The 13,795-nt window shown below is 52.1% G+C and carries 10 protein-coding genes; all 10 read left to right on the top strand.

Translation table 11 applies throughout. The features are described 5' to 3' along the window. Positions 1-64 precede the first annotated feature (64 nt). The 10 genes from P3339_RS21710 (at position 65) to tssA (ending at position 13,790) form a co-directional block, all read left to right on the top strand. Positions 65-1,498: a type VI secretion system contractile sheath domain-containing protein gene (locus P3339_RS21710; protein ID WP_282951871.1), complete on the top strand. Its 1,434-nt coding sequence runs from the start codon at positions 65-67 to the stop codon at positions 1,496-1,498. 163 nt (positions 1,499-1,661) lie between these two features. Next, positions 1,662-3,389, top strand: a complete 1,728-nt coding sequence (gene tagH / locus P3339_RS21705; RefSeq protein WP_282953637.1) for a type VI secretion system-associated FHA domain protein TagH — start codon at positions 1,662-1,664, stop codon at positions 3,387-3,389. Positions 3,390-3,417: 28 nt separating this feature from the next. Continuing rightward, complete coding sequence (gene tssJ, locus P3339_RS21700; RefSeq protein ID WP_245556697.1) at positions 3,418-4,035, top strand: type VI secretion system lipoprotein TssJ; 618 nt, start codon at positions 3,418-3,420, stop codon at positions 4,033-4,035. Positions 4,036-4,109: 74 nt separating this feature from the next. Continuing rightward, positions 4,110-5,447 carry a type VI secretion system baseplate subunit TssK gene (tssK, locus tag P3339_RS21695; protein WP_282951870.1) on the top strand — a complete coding sequence of 446 codons (1,338 nt, stop codon included), beginning with the start codon at positions 4,110-4,112 and terminating at the stop codon, positions 5,445-5,447. Position 5,448: 1 nt separating this feature from the next. After that, on the top strand, positions 5,449-6,318 hold the full coding sequence (gene icmH / locus P3339_RS21690) for a type IVB secretion system protein IcmH/DotU (protein ID WP_282951869.1): 870 nt from the start codon (positions 5,449-5,451) through the stop codon (positions 6,316-6,318). A gap of 54 nt (positions 6,319-6,372) precedes the next feature. Next, positions 6,373-9,912: a type VI secretion system membrane subunit TssM gene (gene tssM / locus P3339_RS21685; protein WP_282951868.1), complete on the top strand. Its 3,540-nt coding sequence runs from the start codon at positions 6,373-6,375 to the stop codon at positions 9,910-9,912. 16 nt (positions 9,913-9,928) lie between these two features. Continuing rightward, positions 9,929-10,606, top strand: a complete 678-nt coding sequence (gene tagF / locus P3339_RS21680) for a type VI secretion system-associated protein TagF (RefSeq protein WP_282951867.1) — start codon at positions 9,929-9,931, stop codon at positions 10,604-10,606. A 29-nt stretch (positions 10,607-10,635) separates the two neighbouring features. Beyond that, positions 10,636-11,349: a SapC family protein gene (locus P3339_RS21675; RefSeq protein ID WP_282953636.1), complete on the top strand. Its 714-nt coding sequence runs from the start codon at positions 10,636-10,638 to the stop codon at positions 11,347-11,349. A 167-nt stretch (positions 11,350-11,516) separates the two neighbouring features. Then, positions 11,517-12,299 carry a hypothetical protein gene (locus P3339_RS21670; RefSeq protein WP_282951866.1) on the top strand — a complete coding sequence of 261 codons (783 nt, stop codon included), beginning with the start codon at positions 11,517-11,519 and terminating at the stop codon, positions 12,297-12,299. A 186-nt stretch (positions 12,300-12,485) separates the two neighbouring features. Next, complete coding sequence (gene tssA, locus P3339_RS21665; RefSeq protein ID WP_282951865.1) at positions 12,486-13,790, top strand: type VI secretion system protein TssA; 1,305 nt, start codon at positions 12,486-12,488, stop codon at positions 13,788-13,790. The last annotated feature ends 5 nt before the right edge of the window (positions 13,791-13,795 follow it).

Raw genomic sequence — 13,795 nt, 5'->3', positions numbered from 1 at the left:
AGTGAGTAGAGCCACCATAGCGACGGGATTTGAAATTCCCGGCGACAATAAAAAAGGAAGAAATATGGATTTGGGCACTGATAATCTGAAGGTCGCAATTATCGGCGATTTTAGTGGGCGAGCCAGCCGTCGCCAGTGTGAGCCGGATACTATTGCCGAGCGCCGTGTTTACTTGTTAAACCGTGACACTTTTGAAGGCGTATTCGCCGACCTGGGGGTGAGCCTACAGCTGCCGGTTATGGAGAAACCACTGTTTCTTCCCTGTTTTGATGACTTGCACCCGGACTACCTGTACAGCCGCCTGCCGCTATTCAAAAAATTTATTGAGCTGGAGCAGCGCCTGCGCGACCCAGTGCAATTCCAGCAGGCCGCAGAGGAAATTCAGCAGTGGAAGCCCGAATTACGTGAGCCTTCTACTGAGGCTACCTCCTACTCTGCTGATCAATCCTTTCTTGATGAAATTCTTGCAGCGGGTCGCGAGCGCCATGCCAGAGAGAATGGCAACAGCCTCGAAGTGGACCAGTTGATAAAGGATATCGTTGCGCCCTATGTGCAGAAGAGTGCCGACCCTCGCCAGGGTGAATACCTTGATGCACTTACTGAAGCTACTTCGGATGTGATGCGCAAGTTGATGCATCACAGTGATTTTCGCCAGCTGGAGGCAAGCTGGCTCAGCCTGCAGTTTTTACTCAGGCGTTTAGAAGAACATCCCAATTTACAACTGTACCTAATCGACATTAGTAAAGAGGAGTTGCTTGCCGACTTTGCCAGTGCGGAGAGTGACCTGGAAAATTCACAGGTCTTCAAATTGCTGGTCGAAAGGGAGACCGTATCAGGTAGTCGCCCATACAATTTGGTTCTAGGTGATTTTTATATCACTGATGAGGAGCGGGACCTGCATCTGCTGATCGACCTTTCAACGATCGCTGAAGCGGCTGGCAGTGCTTTGTTGTTAGGTGGTGATACCAAATTGGCGGGCTGTCCCAATCTGGCAGGGTCCGTTGACCCCGATGATTGGTATTACCCCTTGAGTGAACGTTTTGCAGAGAGCTGGCAAGCCGTGCGGGAGTACTCCGGGAGTGAGTATGTGGCGTTGGCGGCCCCCCGGTTTATGTTGCGTCTGCCTTTTGGCAGCGAAACATCTACTACTGAGCACTTTGATTTCGAGGAGTTGACTCCCGAGCAAGGGCACCAGTATTACCTGTGGGGTAACAGCGTTTATCTGCTGGCTTTGGCTATATGCCAAGGGTTCTCCGCAAGTGGCAGACTTCGTGCGCCGTCATCGGCCACTTATGAAAGCCTGCCGTTGCATTTGCGCAAACTCCCCCAGGGACAGTGGATTACGCCCTGTGCCGAGGCTTTGCTTACCGATCGCGGAGCAACAAGATTTATGCAAGCGGGGCTCAGTACCATGCGCTCTGTACAGGGACGGGACCAGATTATTCTGCCCCGATTAAGTTCCCTTGCCGGTGGGGCCCTGAAAGGCCCCTGGGACTAAAAGAAATGAACTGGATTGTCTTTGGCAGCCCGGATTAATTGACATGACTGGCAGATTTTTCCCGATCATTTTGCGTGACTTGGCGGCTTCCGGAAGCCGCCTGTGTTATTGCAAAGTCTATTAACAGCGTGAGTCAGGAAGACATGGATCTAATTCTCTCGGTATTGGCGGATCCCGCAGGGGCCAATATGCTCAAGCATACAAAACTGTTCACGAAAGAGGGGGCAGTTTAGGTCGCTCTGCAGATAACTACTGGGTGTTACCTGATCCCGATCGCGTCGTCTCTTCCAAGCACGCACAGATCTCTTTCAGTGAGAATCAGTTTTTCCTGATAGATACCAGTACTAATGGCACCTATCACAATGATGGTGACAGCCCCTTGGGCAAGGGCAATAAAATAGCGCTTAAAGAGGGGGATATTGTTAATGTGGGAGAGTATCGACTCAAAGTGACGCTGCGAAAACCGCAGGCGCAAAGTGACTTGCCCAAGGGGCTGGACAGCGCAGATTTTCTCGATACTTCGGATCGCACAACTTTTAATGCCAGTGCCATGGCAAAGATGCAGAGCCAGGCAGAGGCTAAGCAGTTGGATAACTGGCTGGAACCTGGTGCTGGCAGCAATAGTGATATCTCTCAGACCGGTGAGTGGGGTTATGTTACTTCAGGCAGCCAGAGTGCGCCTTCAGGAGATAGCCTTCTCGGTGCGGATTCTGGGCCCCTGGATCCACTTTCTACTTTTGACAAGCCACAGGCTTTTGCTGGCACAGAGGCTCCCGGCCTGGGATCACTGCCCGGATCCACCGGCCAGAATGATTCGAGCCAGTGGTCGGACGATGAATGGTGGAAAGATGGTAGTGATCAGGACCATGTACCAGCGGATCGTCATGCAGTACATATCGCTCCAGAGCCACAGCCTGTGGAGCCAATGCCTCCCGTACAGCCGCAGGTAACACCACCACAACAGTTCCAGGCTCCCCCTGTGCAGCCTCAGTTGGCGCAACCGCAAGCGCCAATGGCTCAACCGCAGACACCTGTCACGCCTCCTCAACCCCAGGCGCCTCCGGCCCAGGTCCAACCGCAGGTAGCTCCTCAAACTCCACAAGATAACCCGTTCGCCGATTCCTTTGCGGCGATACAGGGGCAGCAGGTTGAAGGTGCTCCAGGTTTTGATACGTCTCAGGGGCTGGCGAGCGGCCCGGCCAATTTTGCCGCGCAGGGGCAGAGTTTTTCCCAGCTACAGCAGCCGCAAGCTCAACCACAGGTGCCCGAACCGCAGCCCGAACCACAACCACAAGCGGTGGCACCACCATCCGTCCCTAGTGCTGGTGTGTTGGCCTCGACCCTGGGCCTGAATATAAACCCAGCCCAACATCAGTTGGCCGATCAGCAGGCGGCGGAGATTGTACGCGAGACCGTTGCGCGCCTGATTGACCTGCTGCGTGCGCGTACCAGCATTAAAAATGAGTTGCGTGTACAGCGCACCATGATACAGACCGAGGCCAATAACCCGCTTAAATTCAGTGCTACAGAGCGCGATGCCCTCGAAGCGATGTTTGCCGGCAATGGGGCCTTTATGCAACCTAAAGAGGCTGTGCGCGATAGCTTCGATGATTTGTCGGATCATCAGGTGGCAGTGCTCGCCGGAATGCGTGCAGGTTACAGTGCGATGCTGAAATATTTCAGCCCTGACAATATCGAGCGTCGCCTGGGAAACACCTCGGGGATGTTTGGCAATAAAAATGCAAAAAAGTGGGAAGGTTTCAGTGCGATGTATCGCGACCTGGTTGGCGATCCCGATGCCTGTTATCGCAAGTTATTTGGCGATGAATTTGCAGTGACTTATGAAAATCAACTGTCTGAGCTGAAAAATGCCAGACAATTGAAAAATTAATTAATTGATCGAAAAGAGGGAGTTGGTCGTGTCGATAAGAAAATTATTGCATTTTACTTTGCTGGGAATATTAGTGATTACCCTGACGGCTTGCCAGACCACCAGGCGTACCCTGAATCTGGAGACCAGTGTGGAGTTGTCGGTAAATATCCGCGAGGACGTCAATCCCGATGATGATGGGCGGGCTTCGCCAGTTGTGGTGCGGGTATTTATGCTGGCGGATGACCGTCAGTTTGCCCGCGAGGATTTTCTGAACCTATATGAAAATGCACAGTCGCGGCTGGGCAAGGATTTGTTGGATACCGTAATCCTGAAAGAGTTTGCACCCGGAGAGCAGCGTATAGAAGAATTGCAGCTGACTCCAGATGTAAAATATATCGGCCTTCTTGCTGAATTTGTGCAGTATCAAAAGGCCGACGCTCTGCTGGTCTTGCCGATTACGGATCACAAGAAAAATGAGTACCGCGTAGCCCTGGCCGATACCCGTATCGGTACGCCAGATGATATTAATAAGCGCCGTCGCGGAATTGTTTCTCCTTTGTCTCGTCAGGATTCCGGAAAGCGCCAGAGCGATACTGTGACTATTTCCAGCGAAGATTATGAGGCGATGCAAAAACGCCTGCAGGAAATGGAAAAATCTAAATAGATCGGTAAACCTTTCTGATCAGCCCCTTTTATTGAGCCCCTCCTGAAGCGAGATGGGCCCTGCAAGGAAGACTTATGTCGGCAAACAACAAGGTGATCTGGAGCGAGGGTATGTTTTTACGCCCTCAGCATTTTCAACAGCAGGATCGCTATCTTGAACAGTTGGTTGAGGCGCGCACGGCCTCGCTGGGGCCCTATACCTGGGGTGTGATTGAGCTGGGCATCGACAGTGAGCCGCTGTCTATGGGTAAAATTTCCGTGTCCCGCGTACGCGCTATCTTTCCTGATGGTACCCCGATATTGGCACCGGAAAACGAGCACCTGCCTGACGTTTTGGATGTACCGATCAATACGCGCGATGAAGTGGTTTACCTCTGTGTGCCGATGAAACGGCCGGGTAGCCAGGAATCCATACGGGATCAGGAAGATTTTCCCCAGGCGCGCTATCAAACGGCCAATTTCGACGCGCGTAACAGCGCCGCTGCTTCTGGTGAGTCTGCCCGCATCCAGGTGGGTAAGTTGCGTGTGTGTCTCAAGCTGGAAAGTGATGACCTGAGCGGCTATGCCGCGATCGGTATTGCGCGTATACGTGAGCGCCAGCCAGAGAAGCCGGTGGAATTGGATGCGGACTATATTCCACCGCTTTTAAATACAGAAACCTCGGCGGTAATTAAAGCCTATATCGAGGAGGTTAAGGGGCTACTCGACCATCGTGGTTCGGCTCTCGGGCACCGCCTCAGTGATAGTGGCAGAAGCGGCTCTGCGGAGATCGCCGATTACCTTTTACTGCAAGTGATTAACCGTTTCGAGCCACTACTGAAACAGATTACTGCCCAGCCGCGCTTGCATCCGCACTGTCTGTTTGTGGAACTTCTCCAGCTGGCTGGTGAGCTATCGACTTTCACTTCATCGACCAAACGCCCGCCGGATATTCCCAGTTATGCGCATGAAAACCTGCAACTTAGCTTTGCCGGGCTGTTTTCGGCTCTTCGCCAGTCGCTCTCTACCGTGCTGGAGCAGACAGCCATTCCCATGGAGCTGGTGCAGAGAAAATTTGGTATTTATGTCGCGCCAGTTACCGATCCCTCACTACTAAAGGGCGCCAGCTTTGTGATGGCCGCGAAAGCGGATATGCCTGGTGACCTGCTGCGCAGCCGTTTCCCCACCCAGTCCAAAGTGGCACCGGTAGAAGCTATTCGCGAATTGATTTCTGCGCAGTTACCCGGCTTGAAATTGCGCCCACTGCCTGTGGCGCCACGGCAAATTCCCTATCATGCCGGGTTTACTTATTTTGAGTTGGAGCGCAGCGGTGAGCTGTGGCAGGCGATGTTACGGTCTGGCGGTTTTGCCGTGCATCTCGGAGCGGAGTTCCCCGGGCTGACCATGGAGCTCTGGGCGATAAGGAATAACTGATATGAGCAATGAAAGCTTTACTCCACCGCCGACACCCAATGCGGGTGACAGAACCGTAATGATTCCAACTCCGGGTGCGGCAGCCCCGGCGCAGCCGGCAGCGCCGTCCCAGCAGCCATTTTTTGCCAGCCCTGGTGGCAGTGTGGATATGCAGATCCGCAACAGCTTAAACCCGCTGGTTTCTGCCGCCTCCAAATTGCTCGGTGTGATCATCAAGCTGCGCACAACCATGAATCATTCCAATGTGCCGGATTTACACAAGCGCTTGACCAAGGAAATCCAGGCGTTTGAACGAGAGGCCAAACAGTTGGCTCTGGCTCCGGAGTCGGTTCTCACTGCGCGCTACCTGCTGTGTACCGTAGTAGATGAAGTGGTGCTTACTACTCCCTGGGGAACCGCCAGTGGCTGGAGCCAGCACTCGTTGTTAAGTCTGTTCCATAAAGAGACTTTTGGTGGAGAAAAATGCTTTGCTATTTTGCAGCGCATGCTCGAAACGCCGGCCTCCCATCTGGAACTGCTGGAGCTTTTCTACTTGTGCCTAAGCCTCGGCTTCCAGGGCAAGTACCGATTGGTGCAGCGCGGCCACGAACAGATCGAACAGATACGCGATGAACTGTACCGAACGATTGAGCAACACAAGCCGGCTATGGACCGGGACCTGTCCCCCCGCTGGCAGGGCTGTGTCGAGCGCAAATCAGGCCTGATTCACTACGTGCCCTTATGGGTCGTTATGAGTGTTGCCTTGGGCCTGTTGGTCGCCACTTATAGCGGCTATCGCTGGTGGCTATACGAAACGACGACGCCAGTGGCTGATCGCGTTGTAGATCTCACAGGCAGTGACAGCGAAGCCCCGCAAGGGGAAGAAGGGTAACACTCGGACTGAACCGATCCGGCGCGGCAAAGCCCCGGGGAGATGGAGCTATTCATGAAACGCTTGCGCGACTTTTTTACCAATAAATGGGTGCTAGGACTGATCGGACTGTCAGCACTCTCTGTGCTCATTTGGTTTGGGGCGGATTACATCAAATTTGGCAGTGAAAACGCCACTCTTTCGCCAACTATTCGTATCACAATAATCGTATTTATTTTCGCCCTCTGGCTGGTGTGGAACTTGAGCCAGTGGTTGGTGGAGCGCCGCCAGAATCAGGCATTAATTAAGGGCATTGAAGAGTCTCAGGAGGCAGCACAGGATCCGGATGAGGAGCACTCCCGCGAGGAACTGGATGCACTGTCGGGGCGTTTCCGTGAAGCTATGGAAGTGTTGCGCAACGCCCGCTTCAAGTCAGACAAAGGTAAGATATCTCTATATCAGTTGCCCTGGTACATCATTATTGGTCCGCCTGGATGTGGTAAAACCACGGCTCTGGTGAATTCCGGCTTGGAGTTCCCCCTTGCGCAAAGTCACGGGAAAGAGGCTTTGGGTGGGGTTGGCGGTACGCGCAACTGCGATTGGTGGTTTACCAATGATGCGGTGCTGATAGATACCGCAGGCCGCTATACCACTCAAGATAGTCATAGGGTATATGACAACAGTGCTTGGAAGGCTTTCCTGGGGTTATTGAAGCGCTATCGTCGCCGCCGCCCGATCAACGGCGCCATGGTTGCTATCAGTTTGCAGGATTTGATGGTGCAAACTGAGGAGCAGCGCCAGCATCAGGCAAAAACAATTCGCCAACGCGTAAATGAACTGCAGCAGGAATTGGGCATTCGCTTTCCTATCTATCTCACCTTCACCAAGTGTGACCTGGTGGCGGGCTTTAGTGAGTTCTTTGATAACCTGTCCCAAGCTGAGCGTGAGCAGGTTTGGGGCGTGAGTTTCCCACGCGAAACCAATGCTACGATCGGTGCGCCTTTGGATAACTTCAAGGCGGAATTCAACCAATTGATAGAGCGCCTGAATCAGCGCGTTTTGTGGCGAGTGCACCAGGAGCGCAATGTAGAGAAGCGCGCTTTATTGCAGGGTTTCCCTGCTCGAATGGAAAATCTCGCAGATATTCTGGCCGACTTTATCAAGCAATCCTTCGAGCCAAACCGCTACGAAACTGTGCCAATGGTAAGGGGCATTTACTTTACCAGTGGTACCCAAGAGGGTAGCCCGGTAGACAGAATGATGGCTTCGGTCACCGCAGACTTTGGTCTTGAGCGCAGTGTTGCGCACAAATTCCAAGGGGCGGGGAAGAGCTTTTTCCTACACCGCTTACTCAAGGATGTTATTTTTCCAGAGGCGGAGCTGGTTGGCGTTAACCGCAGGGTAGAAACAGCCAATCAGTGGCTGCGCAGAGCGGTGTATGCCACGCTGGCGGCGGTATTCGTGGGCTCGATTTTCCTTTGGAGTGGCAGTCTTGCGTCAAATAAGCTGTCTATGGGGGAGGTTAATGACAGCCTGGCTGCCTATCAACAGGCTGAGGATGAGCTCAAGGGTAAACGGCCCACGCCAGCAAATACCTTGAAAATGCTTGAACCCCTGCGCCGGGCAACCTCAGTGTACGATCGCGAGGAGCACCCCTGGATATCTAACCTGGGTTTGTATGACAAACGCATCGACCAGGCGGTAGACCAGCTCTACCGTCATAAATTGGAAACTGTTTTCCTGCCGGCATTGTTGCGCGATATTGAGAGTAACCTCAGCCGCTTGGGCAGTGATGACCCGGCTCTGGTCAGTACGCTGAAAACTTACTTGATGTTCTTTAACCCGGACAAGCTCGATATTGCCAGTGTTGAGGGTTACTACAATTCACGCTGGGAGCGACAGTTGCCGGGGGAGGCCGGTGAGCAGGAGAATTTGCGCTATCACCTCGACCAGTTGTTAGCCCAAGCGATCCCCGCAAGTGTCCAGCAGAATGATCGCGTAGTGGCGCGTGCGCGCCAGCAGCTGCGACGTATCCCGGTACCGCAGCGTCTTTTCGCCCAGCTACAAAATAGCGATCTGGGTCAGACCTCGGTAGATCTTTATCAGGAGATTGGAGGTGATACCCAGCAGGTTTTTGGTGTAGCAGCTAACGATCCACGATTCAGTATCCCCTTCTTGTATACCAAAGCCGGATACAAGGAAATGGACTTCGGGGCCGATTCCCAGCTGATGACAAACATGGCTGAGGAGCGCTGGATTTATGGTGGCGATCTCACTGGTGAGGACTTTACCGAGGCAGATCGCGCGAAACTTGGCGAGGATGTGAAGCGTATTTATTTGAGTGAATATCTGCAACAGTGGCAGTCTTTCCTCGGCGGTTTCAGTATCCGGAGATTTAACAGTACCTCCCAGGCTCTGGAGGTTCTCTCGACATTATCTGATCCCATCTATTCACCACTACTGGCCGTGACAGAAATCACAGCGGATAACACTCGTCTGACCCCTCGCCCTGAACTGCCCGTAGATGCTAAAGGCGTGCCGCTGCCGGTATCCAGCACTACTCGCAGGCTCGGGGGCGCTGCGCTGGATAGTGCTGCAGGTGCCCTTAAAGACCACTACAAGCCCAATATTGTCGATGTGCGTTTTGAAGAGGTGCAGCGCATTACCCAAAGTGAAAAGGGCAGGCCGGCGAGGATTCAGGAGTACCTTGTCACCATCAACAAGATTCAGGAGTACCTGACTGAGATTGATAGTGCACCCGATTCCAATGAGGCCGCTTTTGCTAGCGCCAAGAGTCGTTTTGCAGGGGGCGGTGACGCTATCAAGCAGCTGAGGGTTAAAGCGGCCAATGCGCCAGCTCCCTTTGATAGGTGGCTAACAGATATTGCTGACGGCACCTGGGCACTGGTGATGAGCAAGGCAAAAGGCCATCTCAACCGGGTGTGGCGGGAGCAGGTCTATTTCAGTTATGCCAATACCCTGGCCAACCGCTACCCACTGCGCAGTGACCGCGACCAGGAAGTACCGGTGATGGAATTTAATCAATACTTCAAACCGGGTGGCATTCAGCAGAAGTTTGTCGACGAATACCTGAAGCCATTTGTCGATACTAGAAACTGGAAAGTGAAATATGTGGAGGGACAAGGCATGAGTCTTTCCCAGGAGACTCTGTCACAGTTGCGACGTGCGGAAAAAATCCGCAAGACCTTCTTCGCTGCAGGAGCAAACGCATCCTATTCGTTTCGCATTGAGCCGACCAAGTTGGATTCCAGTGTGAGACTGTTTGAGCTGGAGCTGGGAGACCAACGGGTTCCTTATTCCCATGGGCCCAAGACCAGTAAGAAACTCACTTGGCGCGGTGGTGAGAGCAACAGGGCGCGGATTATTTTTGAAGACCTGAATGAAACTGTGCACCGCAAACATTTTGAAGGGGACTGGGCATGGTACCGTCTTCTCGCCAGTTCTGATGTGGAATCTGGCCGCAGTAATGCTGAGCGATTAGTGACCTTCTCAGAAGAAGGGCGTAAGGCACAGTTCAGGCTGATCGCCTCCAATGTAAACAATCCGTTTGATCGCAGCCTGCTGCGTGGGTACAGGTGTCCAGAGACCCTGTGAGCAGAGAGAGAGTAATTTGCAAAACTCTATAGGTATTTTTGGCAAGCTGCCGGGACATGGGGATTTTATCCAACGCCAGTTACCCGCCAGCTTTGTCAGTGTGTGGGATGAATGGCTACAGCGCGTTGTACATGGCTCCCGAGAGATTATGGGCAATGAGTGGCTGGATTATTATTTAACCAGCCCGGTCTGGCGCTTTGTGCATGCTAAGGGAGTGATTGATGAAAGCGCCTGGGCGGGGATCCTGGTTCCCAGTGTGGATAGCGTTGGCCGTTATTTTCCGCTAACGATCACGGCACCGTTGCCCGCAGCTACCGATGCATTTACCTTCATGGCGCATGAAAAAGACTGGTTTCAGGGACTCTCTGAACTGGCGATCGGCGCTCTGCAAAATATGCTGCATGTCGATCAGCTATCTGTGGCTTTTGCACCAGTTCCTACGGGGTTATATACGACGATTTTGCCCGGACCTCAATCAGACTTTTATGTATCCAGTGGTGATGCATCGGGTATTGAGAGCAGTTATGCGGGGCTGCTAGGACAGTTGTGTAAAAAGAGCTTTGCCAGCTACAGCTTGTGGTGGTGTGAAGGGTCACAACATCTGGCTCCGACCAGTCTGTTATGTCCGTCACTGCCGAGTCCTGAGTTCTACTGTTCCATGCTGGGTGCAAGGCAGCCGCAAGTGGCGATGTAAGAAGTGGAGGGAAATATCGCGTGGCACAAATGATTATATTGGACAAGAACAAACACCACAGGCACAGCGTTCTGGTGGGGGATATTTCTCATAGTGATAAGCGACATATCTGTCCGGTTTACCCTGGTGAATTCCATACGGTAGCGCAGGACTGTCCAGTTGTGTTTGCCAAGTCCGATGACGGCCAGGCGCTGGAAAGCTGTGCCATGTTGGGAATCAAGCCTGGCAAGAATCTGTTTTGGCAGGAGGGGAAGTGGCAGGGCACTTATATACCGGCAGTATTGAGAGCCCATCCCTTCTACTTACATTATCAGGATGTGGACTCCAAAAGTGCGGTGATTTGTATTGATTCATCGGCATTGTCGGCGGAAGCTGGTGAGACAGCCCACAAACTTTTTGAGGAAAACGGCGAGCCAACTCAGCATTTAGCTGGGGCCAGGAATCTGTTGTACAAAATTCATCAGCAGAAGTTGCAGGGTAAAGAGTTTATCCGCTGTCTCACTGAGTTGGATCTGTTGCAGGAGCAGGTTGTATTAGTTGACCTGCCGGGTAATACAAAACACCACCTCACCGGGGTGTTTTGTGTATCAGAGAAGCGCCTGAATGAGCTGGATGAGCGGGATTTTTTAACTTTGCGAAAGCGTGGTTATTTAGCATATATCTATGCTCATATTTTCAGTTTGAAGCAGTCAGTGAATTTGAGTGGCTTGTTTAAAAAATATCACGCTCGTTCACTACATTGATTTATCGGGTCATAAGTATGGAACTCAATTAATAATAGAGTGATTGAGTTGAGAAAATAATTGATCGATGGTCTCCCCTATGGGGGGTATCGCTTGTTGGCAGGACATGCGGAGTGTGTCCAGAGGTTGCCTACCTATCAATCGCTGCAGGAAGCTAGGGTTAGGGTATGTCTTACGTGGTGGTATTTACAGGGGAAATAAGGAAGCTTTATGAAAGGCGCCGGGCAATTGCGGCACTGGATAGTGATTTTGGATTTAGTTTCAGTCAAATAAAAGCCCTGATGGCCAGCTCCAGGTCACGATTAAAGAAAACTGATGATAGGGCGGAAGCCTGTCGATTTATGCACAAATTGTGGAACTCCGGTTGGCACTCTCAATTGTACTTGGACGTTGAGCTTTTGCACTGCACTAAAGCATCCAGTGAAAGTGGTGGATCGGAGTTGCCAGTAGTACTGGGTAAACTGCACAGTACAGATCCCGGAATTTCTGTGAGTGCGCCGCGCAGCTGGAGTTCATGTGATAACCTGAATCCTGGTGCGGTGATTCAGGCTGGAAATGTAGAGGCCAATCGCTATCTGATTGTTTTGGCGCAGAACCGTTCAGAGCTTCCTGCTGAACTCACGCTTGCCGATTACGGTGAAGCGCAGATGAAGCAGTGCCTGGAGAAGGTTGCTGGCGGAGAGCGGTTGAGTGGCCCCGATCCGGTGGAACACTCATGGCAAACAGGACTTTTGTACGAGATGAGTGCGAATATTGGCCAGGATTCCGTGCAGTATCTGGTCGCTTTTTTTCAGAATTCGCAGAGTTTTTATACCTTGTTTTTGTGGACCGATTTGCAAAGCTTTACACAGAGCAAAGTAGAATTTATTCAGGTAGTGGCTACTTTCCAGTCATTACATCCTGATTCAGGTACCGCAGAAAATAAGGGCTCAGCTGTAATCACCGTGTAATGACTCCTGAAAAAATCCTAAATACTAAAAATTTAACAAAAATAATTTGCACAACTTTGTGCTTCATGCACTTTTTTAGGGTAATGTTGGCTCATCGTGTCATTTGCCTTGATTAGATCTTTACAACGTGTACTCTTCTCGAGATTCTTATTGAAGGAATTGTTTCGGTAGAAGGGACTTATTTTCATGGCATTCCCAAATACAATAAATATCGAAGAACTCATTGCTCCAATCACCTCGGACAGCCCCGTCGGAGAGGATATCCGAGAGGATCGCTCTCCAACCTCGGATTACTACTCCATCAAGGATGCGCGCAATAGCGCCCGGGCTGCTGAGCGCTCGGCTATGTTCGATGAAACAGATGCTGATCTTCTGGCGCCCTGGCGTGATGTAGCTAAATCTGCCGAAAAGATTCTTACCAAGAAAGGTAAGGATCTGGAGGTGGCCAGTTGGTATACCGAGGCACTTATCCGGCTGCATGGCTTTACTGGGCTGCGCGACGGTTTCCAATTGATAGACCAGCTTATAGAAGAATTTTGGGATGGCTTATTCCCGTTGCCGGATGAGGATGGCATTGAGACAAAAGTTGCCCCCCTGACAGGCCTCAACGGTGATGGCGGCGATGGTACTCTAATGATGCCGATCCGCAGTGCACCGGTCACTCCCGAAGGAGACTACGGAGATTTCTCCTTCTTCCAGCACCAGCAGGCGCGAGATGCTGATCGCATTGCTGATGACGATGCTAAAGCCGCACGAATTGAAACTTTGGGTTATAGTTTTGAGGACGTCAATCAGTGTGTGAACAGTGCGAGTAATGAGTGGGCTCAGAACCTGATTGAGACAATAGAGTCCAGCATTGCTCACTACAAAAATATTAATGATGTGCTGCGTAAGAGTTGCGGCCATGATGCCCCTCCTTCGACCAATATTTCCTCTCTTTTGGATGAAGTGCTGCGCACAGCCAGATTTATTTATAAAACCCAGTTGGAATCGATAGCGGCTCAGGCTGAAGCAACAACGACCCAAGGTGATGAGTTAGCATCAGCTGAGGCTGTCTCAGATGATGCTGTCCCAAATGTTGCGGCCACATTGGTGGCCAATGCTATCGCGGCACCTACAGGGCCTGTGTCCTCGCGTGAGGATGCACTTCGCCTGTTAGAGCAGGCCGCCAAGTATTTCAGGACTTACGAGCCCCATACTCCGCTGGCACCAGGTCTGGAACGACTGATTGGCTGGGGGCGTATGACGGTTTCAGAATTGATGACAGAGTTGCTGCCGGATGAGCAGTCCCGAGCGCTCTATTCCCAGCTCACAGGAGTGCGCCTGGATGGCACCGATACTCAGCGCTACGTGGCGCCACCAGTATCGAGCAGCACCCCTTCGTCTGCACCGGCTGCATCTGAGCCTGCGCCTGCCACTTCTGAGCCAGCGCCTGCCTCCGATGATGCTTGGGGCGGTCAACCACAAGAAGAAGCCAGCACAGGTTGGTAGTTAAT

This window comes from Microbulbifer sp. MLAF003, assembly GCF_030012965.1.
Lineage (GTDB): Bacteria > Pseudomonadota > Gammaproteobacteria > Pseudomonadales > Cellvibrionaceae > Microbulbifer > Microbulbifer variabilis.
This window is presented reverse-complemented; position numbering and strand designations above follow the sequence as displayed.